Consider the following 25,258-nt stretch of genomic DNA (forward strand, 5'->3'; position numbering starts at 1 on the left):
CATCTCCCCCACAAGGGGGGAGATTACACCCTCCATCACACCGCGATCCGTGGCCTGCCCGAAGCCACCGCCACCACATGTGCCTCGATGAACATACGCTGGGCTTCGACGGTGGAGACGCGGAATTCGGTTGCGACGTCGATCTCGGCGCTGTCAGTGCCGGCATCCCTGGCGCGCTGCGCAGCGATGCTGCGCACATCGGCCTCGGCGGCCGCGATCGCCGCCGCCTCGTCGAGGAAATCGCGCACGGTTTCGCCCGAGGCAAGACGGAACAGACCTTCCTTGGGCTGGCTGACGCGCGCCTCCGCCGATACCCGGACCTGGCCGACAACGGCGCCGAGCGCGTTGGCGACGTCGGTGTCATCAGGCACCACGCAGTCATTGCCGACCAATGGCGGGAGTCCGGCATAGTGCAGCGGCGCGGAGGCACCGAGGCCGATCACCGGCCGGTCGAGCGCGACGCTCAGGCGCGCAATGCCGGGATGCGCGTCGACGGCGCGCTGCACCAGCGCATGCGCCACGGTGGACGCACCGTCGAGCCCGTCCTCGGCGAAGGCGGTTTGAAGGATATATTCGGCCGACCAGCGCGTCAGCGCGGCCAGCACGCGCTCCGAAATCGCCTCGGGAGAGGCCGCGATCGCCTGGCCGCGGCCGTCGCGCTTGCGGGCAAACAGCTCTGCGCCGAGGCGGGCGGCCGCGGCATCCCAGTTCGCCTGCTTGCCAAGCACATGCGCCGCATCCGACGGGGTGAAACCTGAAATGTGCACCAGCCCGCGCGACACCAGGCGGTTCAGGGTAGCGTTCTGGGCATTCGAGGTCAAAAGCCTGTCGAGGGGCAAGGGCATTGCGCCGATCGCTTCATAGAGCCTTGCTTCCGGAGCCGTCAGCCCGGCGGCAAGACGGTCGGGCACGCCGGTGCGCACCGCGAAACGGCCGTCCATGCGGCCGGTGTTCGGCGCGCGCAGCTGGCGCTCGAGTTCCGCCAGAACCGCCTCGCGATGCACCATGCCGGCCAGCGCCAGCGGCACCAGCCGGCGCGGTCCAAGCAGGAGCCTGGGGTTGAGAGCGCCGTCTTCCAACGCCACTTCGGAATCGCCGCCGAGGCCGAAGGTGCGCATGGCGACGGCCTCGACCATGGTGCGAAAGCCGCCGACGGTGGCGCCTTCCGGATCGAGCCGCGGCCGTCCCTTGTCGAGCACCGCAACGTCGGTGGTGGTGCCGCCGATGTCGGAAACCACCGCGTTTTCCAATCCGGTCATGTGGTGCGCGCCGACCAGGCTGGCGGCCGGGCCGGAGAGAATGGTCTCGATCGGCCGCTGGCGGGCGAACGCCGCCGACACCAGCGCACCGTCGCCGCGCACCACCATCAGGGGCGCGGCGATGCCGCGCGCCTCGAGAAAGCCTTCGGTCGCCGCCACCAGCCGGTCGATCATCGAGATCAGCCGGGCGTTGAGCAGCGTCGTCAGCGCCCGGCGCGGGCCGCCGAGCTTGGCCGACAATTCATGGCTCGCGGTGACCGGCAGGCCGGTTTTCTCCCGGATCAGCTCGCGGGCGGCGATCTCGTGCGCCGGGTTGCGGGTGGCGAAATAGGCGCAGACGGCAAAGCCCGAGACCGAGCCGCCGAGTCCGGGCAGCGCCGCCTCGAGCCCGGACAGGTCGAGCTTGGCGGTATTGCCGTGCACATCATGACCGCCAGGGCAGAACACGACCGGATCGGTGCCCAATGCCGCCTTCAGCCCATCGCGGGCAAGGTCCGCCTCGGAAAAGCCGATCATGATCAGCGCGACGCGGCCGCCCTGGCCCTCGACCAGCGCGTTGGTGGCAAGCGTCGTCGACATGGAGACAAGCTTGATGGCGGCCGGATCGGTGACCGCTTTTTCCAGAACCGCGTCGACGGCGCCGGAAATGCCAACGGCGAGATCGTGCCTGGTGGTCAGAGCCTTGGCCTTGGCCAGCACCTTTCCCTTGTTCGGCCCGCTCTGCGGGCCTTCGGTTTCAGACCACAGCACGGCATCGGTGTAGGTGCCGCCGGTGTCGATGCCGAGGAAAAGAGGTTTTGGCTTGGTCTTGGTCATGTCTGATGATGGCCCGAGCAGATAGGAAAATGCTTCTCGCCCTTAACCTATAGCGGCCGGACGATAAAGCTGAGAGCGCTGGGCCACGGGAGGGGTTCGATCTCCCCCACGAGGGGGGAGATTGGCAGCTTCAATGGCAGGGTCAACCTACCCCACGAACCCAACCTTTTTATGCGACCCATCGCAATACGGCTTGTTCGCCGAATGGCCGCAGCGGCATAGGAAGGCGCGTTGCGTGCGGTCGACCGTGTGGCCGGTGCCGGTGACGATTTCGACATTGCCTTCGAGCTTGAGCGGCCCGTCTTTCGTCGGCGTAACCTTGAGTGGCCCGTCGCGCGCGTCCAGCGCCGGCGTGTCCTTCAGCCCCGGCTCGCCGGTGGCGGCAAAACCTGACTTGTTGTGGCTGCCGTCGCAGAACGGCTTGTTCTGCGACGCGCCGCAGCGGCAGAGCGTGGCGCGGTGTAACGTCTCGCCGTCGAGCATAATCTCGGCGTGGACGGCCAGCGGGCCGTTTTCCCTGATGCGCACGGTGTTGACCACCGGCGGCCTTTCCTGCGGCCCGCCATCCTTCCTGACATAGGTGATGGCGCCTGACGGGCAGCTTTCGGCAATGGCGACGATCTTCTCGACGCTGGCCGCGTCGGGATGGATCCACTCTCCCGGCGCGTTCGGCACGAAGACATGCGGATCGCCCAGCACGCAATTGCGCGAATGGATGCAGCGCCGGCCGGCAAAGCCGACGTCTATCTTCTCGCCCTCGACCGGACCTGCCATCGCCTTGCTCCTGTTGCCTGACGCACGCCGCCTGGATGCGGCGTGCTTTGGGTGCTGTTCTTGCAGGCTATGCCCCAGGCAGGAAAAGCGTCAAGCTGGCAAGCCGGTCAGGGAACCAGTTCGATCTCCTCGGTCTCGCCGCCGCTGCAGGTATAGCAGCAATCGTCGCATTTTTCCTTGTCGCCGGGGCCGACGCCCCAATAGGTGCCTTCGTCGCCGTCGACCCAGGCGCCGTAGCAGATCGATTCGCCCTCGTCGCAGGAGACCGGCAATTGCCTGGTCTCGCCGTCATCGAGGTAGAAATCCTTGCCGTTGCCCGGCCACACATAGTCGCGGTCCTGGCTGTAGAGCTCGAGGCGCATGGCATTGGGATGGCTGTTCTTGATGGCGAAGGTGACGTCGCCGGCATGGGCCGACGGCACCAGCAGCATGGCAAGAGACAGCGCGGCCAGCGAGCGGCGCGCATAGGCGTAGAACATGATATCCCCCAAAAATAAACGGCCCACCCGGCCGCCTTGCGGGCATTGCACGGGGCGAGCGATCGCTAAAGGGGGCGACCGCGACAATCCCGGACTAATTTTGGGGAGATTGGCGCTACTCCACCAGGTCGACGGTCTCGGTCGAATGGTGCACGCAGATGAAACAGCAATCGTCGCAGGGCCGGTCGTTGTCCGGGCCGACGCCGGCCGAGATGGCGTCATTGCCGTTGACCCACGCGCCGTAGCAGATGCGTTCACCCTCATTGCACGAAATCGGCACCGATTTGCGTGAGCCGGGATCGATCAGGAACACCTTGTCGTCGCCCGGCCAGACCGTTTCGCGGTCGCGGCTGAACAGTTCGACCGCAACGGCCTGCCCGCGCTGGTTCTTGACGAAGAAAGCCATGTCGGCAGCCCCAGCCGAGGTGGTGAAAACCAATGCCGCGAGTGTGGCCGCGCGAAAGAGCGTCACGATTGGACCTTTCGAATCATGCGGGCAGACTCGCATGGCCGCCGCGAACTAGGAAGCCGCCTCCGCCGCGATCTGGCGTCCCAGCCGCAGCGTTTCCCGCACCAGCAGGTGAAGATCGTCGCGCCGGGTCCGGTGGTTGGTGATCGCCACGCGCAGGCAATGCTGGCCTTGCACCGTCGTGTCCGACAGTGCCGCAATGCCTTGTTCCTGCAAACGCAGCATGATCTCCGTGTTGAACCGCTTAAGCTCCTCGCCGGACGCCCCGGCAAGCCGATGCCGGAAGCAGACGATGTTGATCGTGGTCGGCGCCATCAGCACCAGCGACGGCTCGTCCTCGATCAGTCCGGCGAGATAGGCCGCTTGCGCGATGTTCTGGTCGATCAGGCGGCCGAATTTGTCGATGCCATGCTCCTTCAGCGCCATCCATACTTTGAGCGCGCGAAAGCCGCGCGACGTCTGCAAACCATAGTCGTGCAGCCATTCGCCGGAGGCGAGACCACGCGGCGTCGATTCCAGATATTCGGGCGTCACGGCGAAGGTACGGCGATGCGCGAGGGCGTCCCTGACCAGGGCGCAGCCGGCCTCGAACGGCGCGTGCAGCCATTTGTGCGGATCGAGCGCGATCGAATCGGCCCATTCGATGCCGGCGACGCGATGGGCGTTCTGCGGAGCGATGGCGACCAGGGCGCCGATGCAGCCATCGACATGGAACCAGAGCTCTTCCTCATGCGCCAGCTTGGCAAGCGCCCGCAGGTCGTCGATCGCTCCGGTGTTGACGGTGCCGGCATTGCCGATGACGCAGGCCGGTTTGAAGCCCGCCTGGCGGTCCTCGGCAATTGCCGCCCGCAAGGCGGCGATGTCGATGCGCAGCCCGGCACCGGTCGGTATTCGCCGCAAGGCCCGGTTGCCGAGGCCGAGCGCCTCCATGGCTTTGCGGTGACAGGAATGGAGTTGGTCCGAGCCATAATAGCGCAGGGGCTTCTCGATGGCGGCAACGCCGTGCTCGCGCACGTCGATGCCGGCCTTGACGTTGCGCGCCACCGTCAGCCCGATCATGTTTGCCATCGAACCGCCGCTGACCAGCGTGCCGCTGGCCGAGACGGGAAACCCCAGCATTTGCTTGCACCAGTTGACGACCTGGCAGTCCATCAGCCCGGCGGCATGGTTGCCGCCGCCGAGGTTGGAACCCTGGATCGCCGCCAGGAAATCGCCGAGCGCGCCGGTGAAGTTGCTCGAGCCCATGTACCAGGCCCAGAAGCGAGGATGGATGTTGCCCATCGGGTATGACATCACGGTGCGGGAGACCTCGCCATAGACGGCGGCCAGCCGCGCCGGCGTTCGCGGCAGGGGTGCGGCGAAGACCTCCCTCACGTCAGCCGGCACCTCCCGCCAGACCGGGCGGTCGCGCACGGCGCGCAGATAGTCGACGGCATCGTCGATGACCCGGTGCGACAGGGCCTGCACATCGGCCCAGTCCAGGGGGTCAAGCGTCTCCTCGGCCACAGTGCCAAGGGTTTCCTGCGCGACGTCCATGACAGCCTCCCGTCAAGTCGCCGGGAACTGGCAGCCGGGCGTCGAGCGCGACAGCGCCGTCTCGTCGGCGTCCATCTCGGCATCGATGCCGTCGAACAGCGGCGTCGTCATGTAGCGTTCGCCGGTGTCGGGCAGCATGCACAGGACCACCGATCCGGCCGGCGCTTTCTCGGCGACCTGCCGCGCCACGGCGAAGGTGGCGCCGCCGGAAATGCCGGTGAAGATGCCTTCCTTCCGCGCCAGCGCCTTGGCCCATTTGATGCCTTCGGGCCCGGCGATCGGCATCACCTCGTCATAGAGGCCGGCATCGACCGCTTCCTGCAGCACGTTGGGGATGAAATCAGGCGTCCAGCCCTGGATCGGATGCGGCTCGAAGGCCGGGTGGCTGGCGGCGGGCGCCCCGTCGGCACCGCGCTGCTGCACCTTGCCACTGCCGATGAGCTGGGCGTTGGCCGGCTCGGACAGGATGATGCGCACATCCGGCCGCTCACGGCGCAGCACGCGCGCCACGCCGACGACGGTGCCGCCTGTGCCGTAGCCGGTGACGAAGCAATCGAGCCGCGAGCCGGCGAAATCATTGATGATCTCGCGCGCCGTCGTCGCCTCGTGGATGGCGGCGTTGGCCCTGGTTTCGAACTGTCGCGCCAGGAACCAGCCATTGGCCTCGGCCAGCTCCACGGCCTTCTTGTACATGCCGAACCCCTTTTCGGCGCGCGGCGTCAGCACCACCTTGGCACCCAGCATGCGCATCAGCTTGCGGCGCTCGACGGAAAAGCTGTCGGCCATGGTGACGACCAGCGGATAGGCTTTCTGCGCGCAGACCATGGCGAGCCCGATGCCGGTGTTGCCGCTGGTCGCCTCGACGATGGTCTGGCCCGGCTTCAACGCGCCGCTGCGCTCGCCCTCCTCGATGATGTTGAGCGCCAGCCGGTCCTTCACCGAGGCAGCCGGGTTGAAGAACTCGGCCTTGACGTAGATCGTCGCGTGGGCCGGGCCAAGATTGTTGATGCGGATGACCGGCGTGTCGCCGACCGTGTCCAAAATGCTGTCGAACAGGCGGCCGCGGCCGGCCGTGGTTCTGATTCTTGCTTGCTGCAACATATCTGTCTCCTCGTCTGTGTTGGTACCTTGCGGTCACGGGCCGGTTACAAACCGGCGGCTTGGGCGGCGAGGTTTCGAGACCTTGCCGCGCTAGGGTCGCTCGACGTGCCGGCAATGCGGCTGCCCGCATCCCGGCGCGCAACTCGCAACCGGGTGCGTTCATGCCGTGTTCGGTGATAAAACGAGGGCCGACCGGCCAACGTGGGAGGAAGCGTGGGAGCAAGCGTGGAAATGCACGTGGAATCCGCTCGACCGAGCCTGGATCGCGGCAAGCCCGCTCTTGCCGTGCGCCTGCTCGGGCCGTTCGCGGTCGTACGCGATGGCGTGCGGGCCGAATTGCCGGCATCGCGCAAGCTGCGCGCGCTGCTTGCCTATCTGGCGCTGGCCCCGCATCCGGTGGGACGCGCTCGGCTGTGCGAGCTCTTGTGGGATGTTCCGAACGACCCCAGGGGCGAGTTGCGTTGGTGCCTCAGCAAGCTTCGCGCCGTCCTCGACGAGCCGGGGCACCGTCGGGTCGAGACACAGGACGACACGGTCGCATTGCGCCTCGACGGCTGTTTCGTCGACGCGCTAGAGGTTAGCGCCGCCGCCGCGCAAGGGATCGCCTCGCTCGACGCCGAGCGCCTTCGATCGCTGTCGGAGCTGTTCGCCGGCGACTTTCTCGACGGTCTGGAGCTCGACCGCAGTCCGTTTTTCGAGAGTTGGCTGATCGCGCAGCGCCGCCGCTTCCAGTCGTCTCACGCCGCCGTGCTGGAGCACCTTGTCGCGGCGGTTCCGCCCGGTTCGGAGGCGGCAGCAGCCGGTCTTGACCGGTGGGTGGAGCTGGCGCCGTTCGACGGCCGCGCGCATCTGGCGCTGCTCACGCATCTGGCCGGGCGCGGCGCCATCGGCGCGGCCGAGCAGCACCTGACGGCGACGGCGCAATTGTTCCAATCGGAAGGGCTCGACTTCGGACCGGTGCGCGCGGCCTGGCAGGCGCTGCGCGACAAGCCAGCGGAAGATCGGCCAGCGGAAGATCGGCCGTCGATAGATCGGCCGGCGGTAGATCGGCTTTCGGCGCAGCCCGCCGGCATCGCGGCATCGCCGCCGTCGCCCGCTCCGGCGGGCGTGGAGCCCAGCCACGCCTCGCTGGCGGTGATGCCGTTCGTCGAGACTGCCGGCCCTTGCGGCACGCGCGGCGGGATCGCCGACGGCCTGACCCATGACATCATCACGCGTCTGGCCAAGCTCAGGGATTTCTTCGTCATCGCGCGCGGCTCGGTCTTCGCGCTCGCCGAGAAAAACATCGCGCCGCAGGAAGCGGGGCGGCAGCTGAATGTGGACTATGTCGCCACCGGCACGGTGGGCACCGTGGCCGGCCGCGTCATCATCGCCGTCGAGCTCATCGAGGTTCGCACGGCCAGGATCGTCTGGGCCGAGAGCTTCGAGCGCCGGGCCGACGATCTCTTCGGCGTGCTCGACGATATCGGCAACGCGATCGTCTCGTCTATCTCGGCCGAGATCGAGACGGTCGAGCGCAACCGCGCCATGCTGAAGGCGCCCAACTCGCTCAACGCCTGGGAGGCCTATCACCGCGGCCTCTGGCACATGTATCGCTTCACCCAGCCGGAAAACGAGTTGGCGCAGCATTTCTTCAGCGTGGCGACGGCGCTCGACCCGACCTTCGCCCGCGCCCATGCCGGCCTGTCCTTCACCCATTGGCAAAGCGCTTTCCAGCGCTGGGGCGACCGCGACCACGAAAGCGCGCTAGCCTACGAGACAGCGGGGCACAGTCTCCTGGTTGACGAACAGAACCCTGCCGCGCACTGGGCGATGGGCCGGGCGCTGTGGCTGCGCGGCGAACAGGACGGATCGCTCTTCGAATTGGAACGGGCAGTGGAGCTCAGCCCCAATTTCGCGCTCGGCCACTATGCGCTGTCCTTCGTCCACTCGCAGTCAGGCGATCCGCAGGCGGCGATCGGCTCTTCCGACCATTCGCGCCATCTCAGCCCTTTCGACCCGCTGCTGTTCGGCATGCTGGGCGCGCGCGCCATGTCGCATGTGCGGCTCGGCCAGTTCGAGGAAGCGGCAGAATGGGCGCTGAAGGCGGCGGCGCGGCCCAATGCCCACGCCATCATCCTGGCGATAGCAGCACACTGCCTGGCGCTGGCCGGGCGGCTCGACGAGGCACGCAATTTCGCCGCCGCCCTCCGCAAGGCGCTGCCGGACTACCGCGCCGACGATTTCATCGGCACGTTCCGTTTCGAGGCGGACGCGGAGGCATTGTTCCGGCAAGGCGCAAAGCGGATCGGATTGAACTGAACCCGCGCAATTCCCGCCGATTAACGATTTCGGAAGGGGTTGTTTAACCGTTCGTCGCTATGTCAGCGCCCGGGAGGGGCATGACAGAGAGTGTATGATGAGCGACAGCCCTGACAAGCGCAATGAATGGCGCGCCATTCTTTACGTACAAGCCCGCGTGGCGGTCCTGTTCGTCCCGGTCGTCGCCAGCCTGCTGATCATAGCCGCACTTGCCGGCAACGACCGCAAATCCGTTCCCGCCATCGACCGGACGGTGACAGGCTCCGTGCGATAAGGGCACGGCCATCGACAGCGAACGTTCCCCGGCAGGCGTGCGCATGATGTCGGGCAAGTCCCCGCGGCTTTCTGTTGGCAGGAATGACCATGCGATCGGTCGCACAGGCAACAAAAAAGCCCGGACGAGCCGGGCTTTTTCTGCGAGTCTCTGAACCGTCGAACGGTTCAGAGACGGGAATTTGGTGCCCAGAAGAGGACTCGAACCTCCACTCCTTGCGGAACACGGACCTGAACCGTGCGCGTCTACCAATTCCGCCATCTGGGCTGGTGCGGGCTCAATAAGCGGGCAAGCGGTGCGTGTCAACGCGGTTTTTTTTCGAGGGCTGCCGCGCGCCGGCTCAGTTTCGGGCGTTGGCGCCGCCCCTCACCTGCCTGCCGGCATCCTCTCCCCGTATAGTGACGGGGAGAGGGGCGCTTTCATCAACGGTTTCGCCAATCACCAGCGTTGCGGCCAGCCCTTTCTCCCCGTCACTATACGGGGAGAAATGTCCGGCAGGACAATGAGGGGCGGCGCCGACTTTGACAATTTGGTGACCGGGACGCTTGCCGGTCAGCCCTCCAGCACTTCCTTCGACGCCACGGTGGAATCGGCGTTGAGCGTGTAGATGACCGGCACGCCGGTGCCGAGCTCCAGCTTGACGATCTCCTCGCCCGACTTGCCGTCCAGCGCCATGATCAGCGCACGCAGCGAATTTCCGTGGGCGGCGACTAGGACCGTGCCGCCGCGCAGCACATGCGGCTGGAGGTCGTGCAGGTAATAAGGCCAGACGCGGGCGCCGGTGTCCTTCAGGCTTTCGCCACCGGGGGGCGGCACGTCGTAGGAGCGGCGCCAGACATGCACCTGTTCCTCGCCCCATTTCTTGCGCGCGTCGTCCTTGTTGAGGCCGGAGAGGTCGCCATAGTCGCGCTCGTTCAGCGCCTGGTCGCGGACGGTTTTCAGGTCGCTCTGGCCGACGGCGTCAAGAATGTGCTGGCAGGTTTTTTGCGCCCGGACCAGCGCCGAGGTGAAGGCGATGTCGAACTTCAGGCCGCGTGCCTTGAGCTTCTGCCCGGCTGCCTTGGCCTCGGCGTGGCCCTGTTCGGTCAGGTCGACGTCACGCCAGCCGGTGAAGAGATTCTTCAAATTCCATTCGCTCTGGCCATGGCGCACGAGCACGAGGGTTCTCGACATTTTTGCTCCTCTGGGATCTGAGCAATTCCAGCAGAAGTGGGAAGCGGTTTTCTGTCTGGAATTGCATGGGGATGAAGATGGTCCGGGGTCGTTTCAGGCAAGCCCGAGCACGTCCCGCATCGAGTAAAGGCCGGGCTTCCTGCCATGCGCCCACAGGGCTGCCTTGACGGCGCCGCGGGCGAAGATGGTGCGGTCCTCGGCATGGTGGGCCAGCGTGATGCGTTCGCCGGTGCCGGCCAGGATGACGCTGTGGTCGCCGACCACCGAGCCGCCGCGCAGCGTTGCGAAGCCGATCGAGCCCGGCTTGCGCACGCCGGTGTGGCCGTCGCGGACGCGCACATCGTTGCCGGCAAGCGGCACGCCACGCCCCGCGGCGGCGGCTTCGCCCAGCAGCAGAGCGGTGCCGGACGGCGCGTCGACCTTGTGCCTGTGATGCATTTCGAGGATCTCGATGTCGAAATCCCCGGCGTCGAGTGCGCGCGCGGCCTGTTCGACCAGCACCGCCAGGAGATTGACGCCGAGGCTCATATTGCCCGACTTGACGATCGTCGCATGGCGCGCCGCAGCGGCGATCCTGGCATTGTCGTCGGCCGAGCAGCCGGTCGTGCCGATGACATGGACGATGCGCGCCTGCGCCGCATAGCCGGCGAATTCGACGGTCGCAGCCGGGGCGGTGAAATCGAGCACGCCGTCCGCCCCTGCGAAGGCCGGCAGCGGATCGTCCGATATCGGCACATTGATGATGCCGATGCCGGCAAGCTCGCCCGCATCCTTGCCGAGATAGGGCGATCCCTGCCGCTCGATCGCGCCGGCGACGCGTGCGCCCGGCATTGTGTGGATGGCGCGGATCAGCGTCTGGCCCATGCGGCCGGCGGCGCCCACCACCACCAGGCCCATATCGCCCGCGGGTCTGTCGGCTGTCGGCGTTTCACTCATCTCGCGCTCCCGGCGATGCCCTGCGTCTCGATAGGTTGCGTCGGCCCTGGCGCCGGAGTTTGGATCGGCGCGCCGTCATCGACAAGCCCCAGGCCCTTCCTGCCCTGCACCCGGTGGAAGCGGGAATAGACGCTGTGCGGGTCGGCCATCAGCGAGGCATGGGTGCCCTGTTCGACCAGATGACCCTGTTCCAGCACGATGATGTGGTCGGCATTGACCACCGTCGACAGCCGGTGGGCGATGACGATGGTGGTGCGCCCCTCCATGACGTGGGTCAGCGCTTCCTGGACCTTGGCTTCCGCCTCATTGTCGAGCGCCGAGGTCGCCTCGTCGAGCAGCAGGATCGGCGCCTGGCGGACGATGGCGCGGGCGATCGACACACGCTGGCGCTGGCCACCCGACAGCGACGCGCCGTTTTCGCCGACGGGCGTGTCGTAGCCGAGCGGCTGCTGGCGGATGAAGCCGTCGGCCTGGGCCAGTCGCGCGGCCTGCTCGATCTCGGCGTCGGTGGCGGAGAGCCGGCCATAGCGGATGTTGTCGCGGATGGTGCCTTCGAACAGATAGGGCTGCTGCGAAACATAGGCGATGGAGCTGCGCAGCGACTGCTTGGTGATTTTCGAAATGTCCTGGCCGTCGATCTCGATCGTACCCGCCTCGACGTCGTAGAAACGCTGGAGCAGGGCCACCAGCGTCGTCTTGCCGGCGCCGGAGGCGCCGACGATGGCGGTCATCTTGCCGGCGGCGGCGACGAAGCTGAGGTCCTGCAGGACCGGTGCCTCCTCGACATAGCGGAAGCTCACATTGTTGAAGCGCACTTCGCCCGTGGTGAAATTCGCCTCGGCGGCTCCCGGCGCGTCGCCCTGCTGCGGCTCGAGATCGAGGATTTCGTAGATCATGCGCGCATTGACCAACGCGCGCTCCATGCCGACCTGCATGCGCGCCAGCCGCCTTGCCGGGTCGTAGGCCAGCATCAGCGCGGTGATAAAGGAGAAGACGGCGCCCGGCGGCTGCCCGAGGACGAGCGCACGATAGCCGGAGTAGGCGATGACGCCGGTGACGGCGAGACCGGCCAGCATGTCGGAAATCGGCGACAGCCGTTCCGAAACCCGGGCGATCTTGTTGCCGCGGTGCTCGGCGCTGTTGGCAAGCTGGCTGATGCGCCGCGACAGCTCGTCCTCCATGGTGAAGGCCTTGACGATGGCGATGCCTTGCGTGGCTTCCTGCATGGCGCCGATCAGCCGCGAGTTGATCTGCACCGATTCGCGGGTGATGCGGCGCACCCGGCGCATCAGATAGACAACGGTGTAGATGAGCGGCGGCCCGATCACCAGCGAGCTGAGCGACAGGACCGGATCCTGGTAGATCATGACGCCGAGCAGCCCGAACAGCGTCACCCCGTCGCGCGCGATCGACGTCAGCGTCATCGACAGCAGGTCGCGAATGCCGTTGACGTTCTCGTTGACCTGCGCCGCCAGCCGGCCCGATCTCGTGTCGTTGAAGAAACCGACGCCGAGCTTCATCAGGTGATCGAAGATGCGGCGCTGGTAGCGCGCAACCAGATTGTTGCCGACGGTCGCCAGCGTCACCGCCTGGCCGTAGCCGGCGAAACCGCGCACGAGAAAGGCGCCCATGACGCCGGCGCAAATCCACACGATCAGATCGCCGCGCCGCTCGTAAAAGATCTGGTTGACGACCGGGCTCATGATCCAGGCGGTGAAAGCGGTCGTGGCGGATACCGCCAGCAGGCAGGCGCCGGCAAAGATGTAGGACCAAAGGTAGTCGCGGCCGTTCTCGGCGATGATACGGCGCAGCACCGCCCAGACCTCGCCGGGAGTGGCTTTCTGCTTATGTGGAGCTTGGAGTGTCAAATCGGGAGCGCTTCGTGGTTTCCGCTTGGCAAGACCGGGCTGCACACAGCATCCCTTCTGGCGCCCCTCTTAGCGCCAAGCGGCCGGCTTGCCTATGCCCGCGGCTGATTAACTTCGTCGCGGGGACCGGACGGACGCCTGGTCCGTCATGCGACCCAGCCTAGGCCTGCCAGCGGCGGCCTGCGGTCTGCACGCCGAACAGCGAAGGGTTCCTGGCGTAGGCGGCGAGGCCCAGAAGGGCCGCCAGCGGATGGGTGATGACATAGACGGGCATGGTGCGCATCAATTCGCTGTGCGGGGCCTTGTCCTCGAAGGCGGCGCGGAAATTGCCCTGTTTCAGCGCCGGCACGATCTTCTGCGCGATGCCGCCGGTGAGAAAGACGCCGCCACGGCTCATGAACACCAAGGCGAGATCGCCGGCGGTGCGCCCAAGGCAGGTGACGAATATCTCCAGCGCTTCCTGCGCAACCGGATCGGTCCTGGCAAGTGCCGCTGCGGTTATCTCGGCCGGCGTGGTGAAGGGCGACGGCTTGCCGTCCGCCTTGGCCACCGCCCGGTAGACGTTGACCAGACCGCGTCCGCACAGGATCTGCTCGCCCGAAATGCGGCCCTCGATCTTCTCGATATGCGGGAAAACCTCGAAATCCCTGCTAGAACGCGGGCCGATGTCCATATGGCCGCCCTCGCCGGGCACCGGGATCCAGTGGCGCAGCGCGTGCACCAGCCCGGCGACGCCGAGCCCGGTTCCGGGACCGAGCACCACGCGGCCGGCATTGGGCTCCGGCGCGCCGCCGCCGATCTTTTCCATGTGCTCTTCGCCGAGCGCCACGACGGCCAGCGCCTGCGCCTCGAAATCGTTGAGCACGACGATGTCGCTGAGGCCGAGGCTGGCGAACATCTGCCGGGGCTTGACGATCCACGGGCAATTGGTGAGCTCGATCTCGTCGCCATCGACCGGGCCGGCCACCGCCAGCACCGCCGAATTGGGGCGGACCGAGGAGCGGTCGAGCACCGCCGCCTGGATCGCCTCGTCGATTGTGTTGTAGCTGGCGGTCTGGACGATCGCCGGCTCGCCGGCTTCCGAATTGGCGTCGAGCACGACCGAGAAGCGAGCATTGGTGCCGCCGATGTCGCCGATCAGGATCGGGAACCGCAGCGCCGTGTCGTCGTCGCCTGTGTTTGGCATGCTTTCTCGTCCGTCCCCGGCGCCCGACGGCCCCATTGCCGTTCTCCCGTTGACTAGCGCATGAGTTTGAAAAGGGAAACGGTTTTCGAAACCGATGGTGCGCACGACCGATTTATGAGGTCCAACGGCCGCGACTAGGCTGCCGCCTTGTGCTCCTCGCGGGCAGCGGACCAGACCTCGCGGGCCGCATCGGCGTTCATGGCGGCAATTCCCAGGCCGACAATCAGGTCGGGCCACGCAGAATGCCAGATCACGGCGGTGAGAAGGCCCGCGGCGATTATGGCGACGTTGGCAAAGGCGTCGTTTCGCGCGGAGAGGAACGCGGCCTTTGTCAGGCTGCCGCCGTGATGGCGGAAGCGCGCCAGCATGAACGCGCAAGACAAGTTCACGGCCAAAGCCCCGGCGCCCGCAAGCGACAGCGGCAGCGGCGACGGCGCGACCGGCAGGTTGAACTTGGCCCAAGCCGTCCAGAGCGTTGCCAACGCGGGCACCAGAAGAATCGCCGCCAGAGCCATGCCGACCCTTGCGCGACTGCGGGCGCCCCAGCCCAGGGCAACGAGAATAAGCAAATTGAGCGAGGCATCTTCCAGGAAATCGACGCTGTCCGCGAACAGCGACACGGAGCCGATTGCAGATGCCACGGCGAACTCGACGATGAAGTAGCCCAGGTTCAGAAGGGCCACCCACCGGACGACGCGGCGAAGGCCTATATCCTGCGTTTGCAATGCCGGCCCTCCTGCTCGCGGGGTGACGAATGAACGGCGGCGAAGCGCCGGGGCGTCAAATCACGCGGTCAGTTTCCCGGCCGTGGCCGCGGCACCGGCACGCCGATCTCGGGCGTCGCGGTGAAGGCGTTCACCATGCCTGGCAGGCCGGCCGTGCCGCTGGCCGCGGTGGCGGGCAGCGACGGCGCCTCGGGTTCGGGCGCGGCGACGGCGACCGGCACGACGCCGCCATGGTAGGTGGCCGCCTCGACCGAGGCCGGCCCGGGCGCGTCGAGCACGGCGCGGCATTCTCTCGGCAGGTTCGCCATGGTCATCAGGTCGCGCGCCTTGGGCGCGTCCGGGTTCTTGTTGGGCCGCCACGGTTCCTGCGTGAACCACCAGGCCAGCGGCTTGCCGCAGCCGTCGTCGGCCGGGGTCGCTTCCTGCGCCTTGCAGTTGGGCGAGCCCGGCTGGCAGCCGATGCGCATGTGGAAATGATAGTCGTGGCCCCAGAACGGCCTGATCTTGCGCAGCCAGGAGCGGTCGCCCCTGACGGTGTCGCAGAGCTTCTTCTTGATGCCGGGATTGACCAGGATGCGCTCGACCTCGGGATAGCTCGCCGCGCGCTTCAAAAGCCGCGTATGCGCCGACGTCCACAGCGCGTCCTTCACCAGATGCGTCTTTTCGTCGACCATCAAGGTCGCGCTCATCGTCTCGCGCCGCGCCATCGACAACGGCCGGCTGGGCATCGGCGTCAGCCAGATGTCGGCATCGAGCCCGATCTGGTGCGAGGCATGGCCGGTCAGCATCGGGCCGCCGCGCGGCTGCGCGATGTCGCCGATCAAAAGGCCCGGCCAGCCGTCGGCGACGGCATCGCGCGACAGTTTCTCGACCAGCGCGATCATCGCCGGATGGCCCCAGCGGCGATTGCGCGACGGCCGCATCACCTGCCAGGTCGGGCCGTCCATGGGGATGGCGACGCCGCCGGCAAAGCAGCCCTTGGAGTAGAAGCCGAAGGATTGCGGCGCGGCCGCCGCCGGCAGTCTCTCGGCGCCGAACAGGTCTTTTGCCCGTTCCTCGGCCATTGCCGGCCGCGCGGCAAGACTTGTGAGGGCGAGCAGGCCAAAAGCCGCCGCCAGCTGTAAACGCTTGCCGAGCCGCATCGCTGTCTCCATGAACCCCCGCCGCAAACCCAAGCCCGAATCATAGCACGCAATGGACGTTGCTTCGATCGCCGGAGCGGTTCCGTTTTTCACAAACCGGTCAACCGCCCTGTTTTCTTTTCCGACGCATTCCGACCGAACCGTGGCACGTGCTTCCCGGCATGCGTCAGCGCTTCATCGGGCTGCGCGGCGCGCCGTCGCGCCAGTCGCCGCTTGCCCACATATGGTCGAAGGCGGCGCGGTAATCCGGGAAGCGGAACCGGTAGCCCGTCGCCTTGAGCGCCGCGTTGGCGACGCGCTTGTTCTCGCCATAGAAGGACCGCGCCATGGGCGAAAGTTGGGCGGCCTCGAAGGAAATTTCGGGCGGCGGCGTGATGCCCATCAGCGCGGCGGCATAGGCCACCACGTCCTGCGGCGGCGCGGGCTCATCGTCGGTGACGTTGAAGATGCCGCCCGTATTATCCCCGATGAGATGCCACAGCGCGCCGGCTATATCGTCGCAGTGGATGCGGTTGAACACCTGACCGGGCTTGACCAGCCGCCGCGCGGTGCCGTTTTCCAGATTGACCAAGGCGTTACGGCCGGGGCCGTAGATGCCGGAGAGCCGCAGCACCGCCACCGGCCGGCCGATCTCGCGGCCAAGCCGCAGCCAATCCTGCTCGGCCGCCACCCGCATCGCCGAGCGTTTCGACACCGGCCGGCATTGCGCCGTCTCGTCGACCCAGGCGCCGCCATGGTCGCCATAGACGCCGACGGTGGAGAGATAGCCGATCCATTCGAGCGCAGGCATCCGGACGATCGCCTCGCGGGCGGCATTCAGCACGGGATCGCCGGCCTCCTCAGGCGCGATCGAGATCACCAGATGGGTTGTTGTTGCGAGCGCATCGCCGATTTCGCCGGTCAGCGCGCCATCGAACAGCAGCGGCGCGATGCCGGCCTGGCGGAGCGCCTCGAATTTTTCCGCGGAGCGCGTCGTGCCGCGGACCGTCGTGGCGGACTCCCTGTTGGCGCGCGCAAAAGCCTTGCCCGAATAACCGGCGCCGAAAATGAATATCCGCTTTTCACTCATGCAGGCGCCCTGGCTGGAACCGGCCGCGCCCATTCCTCGCGCACGGCCGCGTCGCTCTCGGTTTTCAGGCCGGCTGCGGCGCGTTCGCAATATTCGGCCTCCGGCACCAGCCGCGCCAGCGCCCATATTGCCGCGCCCCGCACCAGCGGCGAGGCGTCTGCCAGCAAGGCGCGCACGGCGCCGGCAAGCGCGGCATCGCGGGAATTGCCGGCAGCGATCAGCACGTTGCGGACAAAGCGGTCGCGGCCGATGCGCTTGACCGGCGAGCCGGAAAAGAAGGCGCGAAACGCCGTGTCGTCCAGCCGCAGGAGATCGGCCAGCGCCGGCTCGCGTAGATCGTCGCGCGCGGCGAGCTTGGCCTCGGACGCCACCTTGGCGAACTTGTTCCATGGGCAGGCGGCGAGACAGTCGTCGCAGCCATAGATGCGGTTGCCGATCGCCTCGCGGAATTCATGCGGGATCGGCTCCTTGTTCTCGATGGTGAGATAGGAGATGCAGCGCCGCGCATCGAGCCGGTAGGGCGCCGGGAAGGCATGGGTCGGGCAGGCGTCTAGGCAGGCGCGGCAGGAGCCGCAATGGTCCTCCTCCGGCATGTCGGGAACCAGTTCGGCGGTTGTGAAAATCGTGCCGAGGAACAGCCAGGACCCGTGCTGCCGGCTGACCAGGTTGGTGTGCTTGCCTTGCCAGCCGAGCCCGGCGGCCTCGGCCAGCGGCTTTTCCATGACGGGGGCCGTATCGACGAAGACTTTGACGTCACCTCCCGCCCGCGCGACGATCTTGCCGGCGATTTCCTTCAGCCGGCCCTTCATCACGTCATGATAGTCGCGGTTTTGCGCGTAGACCGAGATCGCGCCCCGGTCGCGCCTGGCCAACAGGTCGCGCGGATCGTGGTCCGGCCCGTAATTCATCGCCAGCACGACGATCGAACGCACCTGCGGCCACAGGCTTGACGGCTCGCTGCGGCGTTGCAGCGTCTCGGCGATCCAGCCCATGGAGCCGTGGAACCCGTCTTCGACAAAGGCGGCGAGCCGGGCCGGCGCCAGCGGGATCGCATCGGGGGTGGTGACGGCGACCGCCTCGAAACCGGCGCGCCGCGCCTGCGCGTCGATCAGCGCGCGCAGTTTTGCGGCGTCAGAAGTCGAGGTCCGCATAATGCGACACCGGCGACAGGCCGCGCACCCGGTCGGTCAACAGCGGCCGGAACGAAGGCCGCGACTTGACCCGCGTGTACCATTCGCGCGCGGCAGTGTGCTCGCGCCAGTCGATCTCGCCGAGATAGTCGAGCACCGAAAGGGTGGCGGCGGCGGCGAGATCGGCATAGGTGACCCTCGATCCGGCCAGCCAGTGGCGGGTGCCGGCCAGCCAGTTGGTGTATTTCATGTGCTGGCGGATGTTGGCCCGCGCCGCACGGATGGCGGCCGAATCGGGCGAGCCGCCGCCGGCGGTTTCCGGCATGACCGGCTTCAGCACGCGCTCGCGCACCAGATGCCGGGTGACCTCGCTCTCGGCCTTGTGGAGATACCAGTCGGTGAGCCGGCGGATCTCAGCGCGCTGCATCGGGTCCTCGGCGAACAGGCGCTTGTCGCGCTTCAGGACGCCGCGCGTCTCGTCGAGATATTCCGAGATGACCGTGGCGCCGACGATCGGCACGTCGCCCTCGGCCAAAAGGATCGGCAGCGTGCCGGCCGGGTTCAGCGCCAGGAACTCCTTGCGCCGCGTCCACGGCTTCTCCTCGATCAGCGCCAGTTCCTCGCCATACTCGCCGAAAGCGAGGCGCACGAACCGGCAGGAGGCGAACATGGGATGATGGAAAAGCGTCAGCATGGTTCCGCGATGATAAAGCGCACTGGTGGTTTGGATTTGAAGTTCCTGTCCCTCAACGGCATCCGCGTTCAGGAACTTCAAATCCAAACCACACCAGAACTAAAGTTGGCAGTGTGGCTCAGAATCCGGAATTCGCGCATCGCGCTCCTCCCGGGTGTGGCGAATTCCGGATTGCCACACTGGCGAATCGCCGGGCGCACCGGTAAGTCTTGGCCGCCCGGTAAGCGGGCCGTCAGGGTGTTGCGACCTATAGGGGGAGTTCGGCGCCATGACAAGCAAGCCCTGTCAGCCCATCCAGCGAATGCCGAGGTAGCCAATGGAAAGCCAGACAATCGTCGAAGCCCTGCTGCTCGGTCTGCTGGAGGGATTGACCGAGTTCATTCCGGTGTCCTCGACCGGCCATATCCTGCTCGCCGGCCATTTTCTCGGCTTCCACTCGACCGGCAAGGCCTTCGAGATCCTGATCCAGCTCGGCGCCATCCTGGCCATTCTGAGCGTCTATTTCCGGCGCTTGTGGCAGATGCTGCTCGACCTGCCGCATGACCGGCTGACGCGGCATTTCGTCATCGGCATCCTCATCGCCTTCCTGCCGGCGGCCATCATCGGCGCGCTGGCGCATGATTTCATCAAGACCATCCTGTTCGAATCGCCGCGGCTGATCTGCATCATGCTGATCATCGGCGGCGTGGTGCTGCTCGCCGTAGACCGCATGAACCTCAAGCCGATGTACCGCGACGTCGAACGCTTCCCGACGCGGCTCTATTTGCAGATCGGGCTGTTCCAGTGCCTGTCGCTGATCCCCGGCACTTCACGCTCGGGCTCGACCATCGTCGGCGCCCTGCTGCTTGGCGTCGACAAGCGGGCGGCGGCGGAATTTTCCTTCTTCCTCGCCATCCCCACCATGGTCGGCGCCTTCGCCTTCGACCTGTTCAAGAACCGCAACGTGCTGACGTCGGCCGACCTGCCGATCATCGCCGTCGGCTTCGTCGCCGCCTTCGTCACCGCGCTGCTCGTGGTGCGCCTGCTGCTCGATTACGTCTCGCGCAAGGGCTATGCGCTGTTCGGCTGGTGGCGGCTGGTGGTCGGCATCGTCGGGCTGGCCGCGCTGATGATCTGGGGGTGACCTCGTCATCCACGGGCGAAGCAAGGAGCGCAGCGACGCCGCGCAGGCCCGTGGATGACGAAGGTGAAGGCCTTCGCGGGCCCCCTTCATGCAAACCTCCTGCGGAGCAGCGCACAAGTCTTGCGGATTCCAGAACACTCCGCTGCGTAAGCTCGCCCTATCATCCCTTAGGCAATGGCGTCCGGCGAGCCGCATCCGCCCCCGCGCACGCGGCCGGCCGGGCGCCCAACAAGAGGGAACGACGATGAAATTCATGCTGACCGACAGGAAACTGCACCCGCGGGCCAAACCCGTCGCCGAGGATTTCAGGAGCGGCGCCATCAACCGGCGCGAATATTTTGCGCTCATGGCCGGGCTCGGCGTCAGCGCCGCCGGCGCTTTTGCCCTGGGCGGGCTGGCGCCCACGCCCGCCCGCGCGGCGGAGCCCAAGAAGGGCGGCGTGCTGCGCGTCGCCATGAACGTCAAGGGGTTCAAGGACCCGCGCACCTTCGACGGCGTCGAAATGTCCAATGTCGCGCGCCACTGCAACGAGTACCTCGTCCGCTGGAACACCGATTTTTCGTTCGAGCCCTGGCTGCTCGAAAAATGGGAGATGAGCGACGACGCCAAGACGCTCACGCTGCATGTGCGCAAGGGTATCACCTGGTCGAACGGCGATGCCTTCAACGCCGACGATGTCGTCCACAACCTCAACCGCTGGTGCGAGGCCGGCGTTGCCGGCAATTCGGTCGCCGCGCGCATGGGCGCGCTGGTCAATGCCGACACCAAGAAGGTGGTCGATGGCGGCATCGAGAAGGTCGACGACTACACGATCAAGCTCAACCTGCCCAAGCCCGACATTTCCCTGATCGCCGGCATGGCCGATTATCCCGCGCTGATCATGCACCGCTCCTATGAGGGCGACGGCGATCCCCTGAAGGCGCTTTCGATCACCACCGGCCCTTGCGAGCTGGTGAAGTGGGACGCCGAGACGGGAGCCGAGGTGAAGCGCAAGGACAAGCCCTGGTGGAAGGGCGAATTCTACCTGGATGGGATCCAGTGGATCGACTACGGCTCCGACCCCAACGCCATGCTGTCGGCGTTCGAATCCGGCGAGATCGACACCGACCACGAGACCGCCTCCGATGCCGTCTCGCAAACCGAGCAGATGGGCCTGAAGAATTCCGAGATCGCCACCGGCTCCACCATCGTCGCCCGCTTCAATGTCGCCAACGCGCCCTATGACGACGTGAAGGTGCGCCGCGCCGCCCAGCTCGCCGTCGACAACTCCGCCGTGCTGGCGCTCGGCCTCGGCGGCCGCGGCAAGCCCGCCGACAACCACCATGTCGGCCCCATGCACCCCGAATATGCCGATATCGGCCCGGCCAAGCGCGACGTGGACGCCTCGAAGAAGCTGCTCGCCGAGTCCGGCAAGGCCGACCATGAATATGACCTCATCTCGGTCGACGTCGAATGGCAGAAGAGCACCGGCGACGCCATAGCGGCGCAGATGCGCGAGGCCGGCCTCAAGATCAAGCGCACCGTGCTGCCCGCCGCCACCTTCTGGAACGACTGGAGCAAATATCCCTTCTCCTGCACCGAATGGCTGGGCCGCCCGCTCGGCGTCCAGGTGCTGGCGCTGGCGTATAAATCGGGCGCCGCCTGGAACGAAAGCGCCTACGCCAACAAGGAGTTCGACGAACTGCTCGACAAGGCGCTCGCCACCCCCGACGCCGCCCAGCGCAAGGAGATCATGGCCGGCATCGAGAAGAATCTGCGAGACAGCGGCATCATCATCCAACCCTACTGGCGCTCGGTCTACCGGACCTATCGCAAGGGCGTCGAAGGCTGCGAACAGCACCAGGCGCTGGAGCAGCATTTCGAGAAGGTTTGGCTGGAGGTGTGAGGCGAGCGCCGACCTGATTTCCTCGCCCCCACGAAAGTGGGGGTCCGAAGGACGGGCGAGACCCGTGGCTCGCCCCGGCAGGGTGGCCCGGCGAAGCGAGGTCGGATGAGGGGTGCTCCAGCTCGGCGCGGGCGTCGACAACCGCCGAATCAAAGCAGATTCACCATCACCTCACTCCGCTGGAACACCCTCAACCGTCTCGGCGCTGCGCGCCGATCCACCTTCTCCCACAAGGGGAGAAGGAAAGCTGGCCGCGACGCCGGCGCTCTTTCTGCAGCGCTGGCGATTGGCGAAAGCGGCGATGATAGCGTCCTTCGCCCCGTTTACGGGGAGAAGATGGCGGCAGCCAGATGAGGGGCAGCGCCAACGCCTGAAATTGAAGCGCCCCCGCGCGCGCGGTGAGCCGAATCCAGAGCGCAAAAGTGCTGGGCTCGCTAAGCATGACAAACGCTGCCGCCCAAAGCGAGATGCCGCCGAGCGCAAGCTGGCCTCCAGCCCCGCCGCATTGCCGGCCATCAACAAAGTCTCGTCGGCCAGGAAGTCAGGAGCCTGCGACGGCTACGCAGGCACTGCCAAGCCGCTGATGTTTCATCCCTATCTGGGCGGTGGCGACCACGAGTGCGCCCCGAACGTCGAAGGAAACAAATACGAAGCAGTTGACGACGTAGGCGTCAAAGAGTTCGACAAAGGCAGCATGAGCTAGTCCGCTCGAACGTCGCCCCGAAAAACAATACACTATACTGCAAGGAAAACTCGTGTAAGGCTATCACTTAGTGCTTGGGAGGGTGATATGGTTGAAACGTTTGACTTTGGGGGTCTGAAGAAGCCGGGGGCTGGCGACAAGCCTCACGATCCAAAGGAAATATTTAGCCGACGGCCCTCTGGGAAATCCTCGATAAAGGAGCTTTGGCAAGGCCAAGCCCTCGCCCTTGATGAATGGGCTAAGCATTACGACAAAAATACCATTATCTCAATGTACACGGGTGCAGGAAAGACGCTGGTCGGCGTGTTGATAGCTCAAAGTTACGTTAACCGTGGATATCAGAACGTACTATATGCCTGCCCAACTATTGACCTAATCAAGCAAACGTTAAAAGAGGCAAATTCTGTTGGAATAAATCCAACAACATATTATGGAAGCGCGTTTTCGGACGACAAGTTTGAACAGGGCAAGTCATTTTGCGTGACGACATACCAGGCGTTATTGCCAGCGCGGACAAAGTTCAAGGGCGCAAAGGCTCCTGGTGCAATCATATTTGATGACGCACATGTGGGGGAACGGCTTGTCCGAGAGGCATTCACGATAGTCGCAAACAAGACCTACAGTCCAGAACTATTTCATTCCTTGGCAGCAGAGATTCGCACAATTTTTGACGAATTGAATATTGCTCATAACTTCGATCAAGCGGTTAATGAGTCTAGCGGGGGAATTGCTTTGGCGCCTCCGGTTGGGGTCTTCAAGCATTCCGGTCGGCTTCAGGAGATACTGAAGAATAATATATCGGACAATGATACGTCAAACGTACTATCGCTTGACTATCTAAGGGGGCGGATAGGGCTTTGCGCAATCACTATCTCGAGAGATCGTATCGAGATAACGCCGCCATTTCTCCCATCTCTTCACATGAATATTCTTGAAGACAACGCGGCGCCGAAAGTTTTTCTATCGGCGACGATTCAATCGAAAGCTGATGTCATTCGAGCATTTGGCCGGTCGTCAATTCCCATTGAACCGCCCGTGGACGCCGGCCGGGGCGAACGAGTTCTTCTTTTTGGCAGTTCGGTATCCAAGTTCACGAACGACACGGGCAACGTGCGAAAACTTAGTCAACGCCACAAAGTTCTGATCGCCGTCCCAAGCGACAAGAGGGCATTGTCTTGGCGGACAGTGGTGGATCAACCGTCCAATGACGCCGATTTTAGTGCTAGGCTAAATGCATTCCGTGCGGCAGACAGTGGCGCTTTCATTCTCGTGGGGCGCTATGACGGCATCGACCTCCCGGATGATCAATGCAGAATAATGGTGGTAGATGGGTTACCCGTCGGCATTACCCAGCTTGAGCGCTACTCGTTCGACACGCTGCGCCTAGATAGGGCGTTTCTTTCCACGGTAGCCAGCCGGATCACCCAGCTCTTTGGGCGCATAAATCGCGGCAAGAATGATTTTGGGCTTTATATTATTCCCAACCGGGAAGTTGAGAACTGGATACGAAACACCCGGAATATTTCGAGCTTCCCTAGAATATTGCAGGAACAGATTCGGCTTTCGGAGTCTTTCAACGAGCAGATTAAAGACATACAATCAGAAAAGGTTGATGCTTTGATTGACCAAATTATAAATAGGGACGAGAATTGGATTTCCTTTTACGCGGCTCATATAGATAACCAAAATCTTGATGATAAAAAGATAGCTGACCGGGAGAGGGAAAATAAATTAGATGATATTTACGCTAAGAAGGAGTCAAGGTTTATACTAAAACTCTGGCAAAGCGATTTCAGCGGAGCCATCGATGAGTTCAGAGGAGATTTTTCGGATATTTCGCAGATAAATCCGAGGTTGCACGGTTGGTATTCTCTCTGGGTTGGTATCGCTCACCTCGCTATTGGTGAAGACGACGCGATGTACGACTGGTTTGATGAGGCCCGGAAAAAACTTGGAGGCCGATTGCCACTTCCGCGCAGACCTAAACCAGAAGGACTTGAGTCGGGTCTACAGGATGAAACGACATTTTTGGAAGAGGGGCTCCGTCAATTCCTGGCGCTTGACAGGCCTATGTTGGTAAAGCGGATTGGGAAGGTCGCAGAGACGGTTGCGATGGCCTTTCAACAGGAAGATCACAAAAAGGCAGAAGAAGGAATAAGGGAATTCGGTAGCGCTTTGGGCTTTGATGCGCGGCGCCCATGCACTGATCACGGCGTCGGGCCCGACGGCATATGGATCGACCATCGAGCGAAGAAGATTATCGGAATAGAGCTTAAGAGCGACAAGCAGGACTCTTCCGAGATCTCAAAAAAAGATATCGGTCAAAGCCATAATCACGTTGAGTGGATTAGACAAGAATTCCCCAACTATGAACTGGTAGGCCTGCTAATATACACTCAAGCTACAGCTATCTCAGAAAAAGCAAGCCCATCAGATTTGATGCATATTTGCTCGTTCGATTCGATGAGGCAGCTTTGGCGTGAATTTAGTGCGATAGTGGGCGATTTGAGTGCACTTACACCTGTAGAAAGATTTATAAATGCCAATCGTGTTGGCCAAGAGGAGAAGTGGTCAATAGAGGGCATACTTGCTAGTTTAACGAAATAAAGGCCCCC

21 protein-coding genes and 1 tRNA gene are annotated in these 25,258 nt (G+C 64.6%); 6 read left to right on the forward strand and 16 right to left on the reverse strand.

Annotated elements, in window-relative coordinates; translation table 11 throughout:
- Positions 1–35: 35 nt before the first annotated feature.
- The 6 genes from FJ946_RS08155 to FJ946_RS08180 form a co-directional block, all read right to left on the reverse strand.
- Positions 36–2,075: a hydantoinase/oxoprolinase family protein gene (locus FJ946_RS08155; RefSeq protein ID WP_140563768.1), complete on the reverse strand. Its 2,040-nt coding sequence runs from the start codon at positions 2,073–2,075 to the stop codon at positions 36–38.
- 147 nt (positions 2,076–2,222) lie between these two features.
- Complete coding sequence (locus FJ946_RS08160; protein WP_140563770.1) at positions 2,223–2,849, reverse strand: CDGSH iron-sulfur domain-containing protein; 627 nt, start codon at positions 2,847–2,849, stop codon at positions 2,223–2,225.
- A gap of 107 nt (positions 2,850–2,956) precedes the next feature.
- A complete protein-coding gene (locus FJ946_RS08165; RefSeq protein WP_140491675.1) occupies positions 2,957–3,328 on the reverse strand; it encodes a hypothetical protein in 372 nt (123 codons plus the stop codon).
- Between the two features lie 115 nt (positions 3,329–3,443).
- The gene (locus FJ946_RS08170) at positions 3,444–3,800 is read right to left on the reverse strand and encodes a hypothetical protein (protein ID WP_140524348.1); all 357 of its coding nucleotides are present in this window, start codon (positions 3,798–3,800) and stop codon (positions 3,444–3,446) included.
- 48 nt (positions 3,801–3,848) lie between these two features.
- A complete protein-coding gene (locus FJ946_RS08175) occupies positions 3,849–5,333 on the reverse strand; it encodes an aspartate aminotransferase family protein (RefSeq protein ID WP_140563772.1) in 1,485 nt (494 codons plus the stop codon).
- Positions 5,334–5,345: 12 nt separating this feature from the next.
- Complete coding sequence (locus FJ946_RS08180; protein ID WP_140563774.1) at positions 5,346–6,434, reverse strand: pyridoxal-phosphate dependent enzyme; 1,089 nt, start codon at positions 6,432–6,434, stop codon at positions 5,346–5,348.
- A gap of 231 nt (positions 6,435–6,665) precedes the next feature.
- On the opposite strand from FJ946_RS08180, the gene FJ946_RS08185 reads away from it, so the two are divergent.
- Both FJ946_RS08185 and FJ946_RS08190 read left to right on the forward strand, forming a co-directional pair.
- The gene (locus tag FJ946_RS08185) at positions 6,666–8,735 is read left to right on the forward strand and encodes a transcriptional regulator (RefSeq protein WP_140554956.1); all 2,070 of its coding nucleotides are present in this window, start codon (positions 6,666–6,668) and stop codon (positions 8,733–8,735) included.
- 97 nt (positions 8,736–8,832) lie between these two features.
- The gene (locus FJ946_RS08190) at positions 8,833–9,009 is read left to right on the forward strand and encodes a hypothetical protein (protein WP_181167591.1); all 177 of its coding nucleotides are present in this window, start codon (positions 8,833–8,835) and stop codon (positions 9,007–9,009) included.
- A gap of 182 nt (positions 9,010–9,191) precedes the next feature.
- Here FJ946_RS08190 and FJ946_RS08195 read toward each other — a convergent pair.
- The 10 genes from FJ946_RS08195 to FJ946_RS08245 all read right to left on the reverse strand — a co-directional run bounded on the left by FJ946_RS08195 (position 9,192) and on the right by FJ946_RS08245 (position 18,932).
- Positions 9,192–9,276 (reverse strand) — tRNA-Leu (locus FJ946_RS08195).
- A 285-nt stretch (positions 9,277–9,561) separates the two neighbouring features.
- A complete protein-coding gene (locus FJ946_RS08205) occupies positions 9,562–10,182 on the reverse strand; it encodes a 2,3-bisphosphoglycerate-dependent phosphoglycerate mutase (protein WP_140514169.1) in 621 nt (206 codons plus the stop codon).
- Between the two features lie 93 nt (positions 10,183–10,275).
- Entirely contained in the window at positions 10,276–11,118 is an 843-nt protein-coding gene (dapB, locus tag FJ946_RS08210; protein ID WP_140524355.1) for a 4-hydroxy-tetrahydrodipicolinate reductase, read from the reverse strand.
- Complete coding sequence (locus FJ946_RS08215; protein WP_140563776.1) at positions 11,115–12,986, reverse strand: ABC transporter ATP-binding protein; 1,872 nt, start codon at positions 12,984–12,986, stop codon at positions 11,115–11,117. The genes dapB and FJ946_RS08215 overlap by 4 nt, the downstream gene beginning before the upstream one ends.
- Positions 12,987–13,146: 160 nt before the next feature.
- Positions 13,147–14,172, reverse strand: coding sequence for a glucokinase (locus FJ946_RS08220; RefSeq protein ID WP_140524358.1), 1,026 nt, complete (start codon positions 14,170–14,172; stop codon positions 13,147–13,149).
- Between the two features lie 134 nt (positions 14,173–14,306).
- Positions 14,307–14,897, reverse strand: a complete 591-nt coding sequence (locus FJ946_RS08225; protein WP_140491703.1) for a cation transporter — start codon at positions 14,895–14,897, stop codon at positions 14,307–14,309.
- Between the two features lie 68 nt (positions 14,898–14,965).
- Entirely contained in the window at positions 14,966–16,051 is a 1,086-nt protein-coding gene (gene mepA / locus FJ946_RS08230) for a penicillin-insensitive murein endopeptidase (protein WP_140563778.1), read from the reverse strand.
- Positions 16,052–16,205: 154 nt separating this feature from the next.
- The gene (locus FJ946_RS08235) at positions 16,206–17,108 is read right to left on the reverse strand and encodes an SDR family oxidoreductase (RefSeq protein WP_140563780.1); all 903 of its coding nucleotides are present in this window, start codon (positions 17,106–17,108) and stop codon (positions 16,206–16,208) included.
- A complete protein-coding gene (gene queG / locus FJ946_RS08240; protein ID WP_140563782.1) occupies positions 17,105–18,259 on the reverse strand; it encodes a tRNA epoxyqueuosine(34) reductase QueG in 1,155 nt (384 codons plus the stop codon). The genes FJ946_RS08235 and queG overlap by 4 nt, the downstream gene beginning before the upstream one ends.
- Entirely contained in the window at positions 18,240–18,932 is a 693-nt protein-coding gene (locus FJ946_RS08245) for a glutathione S-transferase family protein (protein ID WP_140491712.1), read from the reverse strand. The genes queG and FJ946_RS08245 overlap by 20 nt, the downstream gene beginning before the upstream one ends.
- A gap of 316 nt (positions 18,933–19,248) precedes the next feature.
- Between FJ946_RS08245 and FJ946_RS08250 the strand changes: the two genes are divergently transcribed.
- From FJ946_RS08250 to FJ946_RS08260, 4 genes are all read left to right on the forward strand, one after another.
- Positions 19,249–20,055 (forward strand): undecaprenyl-diphosphate phosphatase, encoded by an 807-nt coding sequence (locus FJ946_RS08250; protein ID WP_140563784.1) that lies wholly within the window; start codon positions 19,249–19,251, stop codon positions 20,053–20,055.
- 244 nt (positions 20,056–20,299) lie between these two features.
- On the forward strand, positions 20,300–21,940 hold the full coding sequence (locus FJ946_RS08255; protein WP_140563786.1) for an ABC transporter substrate-binding protein: 1,641 nt from the start codon (positions 20,300–20,302) through the stop codon (positions 21,938–21,940).
- Between the two features lie 112 nt (positions 21,941–22,052).
- Positions 22,053–22,643, forward strand: a complete 591-nt coding sequence (locus tag FJ946_RS30720) for a hypothetical protein (protein WP_181167592.1) — start codon at positions 22,053–22,055, stop codon at positions 22,641–22,643.
- Positions 22,644–22,730: 87 nt separating this feature from the next.
- Positions 22,731–25,250 carry a DEAD/DEAH box helicase family protein gene (locus tag FJ946_RS08260; RefSeq protein ID WP_140563788.1) on the forward strand — a complete coding sequence of 840 codons (2,520 nt, stop codon included), beginning with the start codon at positions 22,731–22,733 and terminating at the stop codon, positions 25,248–25,250.
- The last annotated feature ends 8 nt before the right edge of the window (positions 25,251–25,258 follow it).

Origin of the sequence: Mesorhizobium sp. B2-4-7, from assembly GCF_006442685.1 — a bacterium.
Classification (GTDB): Bacteria; Pseudomonadota; Alphaproteobacteria; order Rhizobiales; family Rhizobiaceae; genus Mesorhizobium.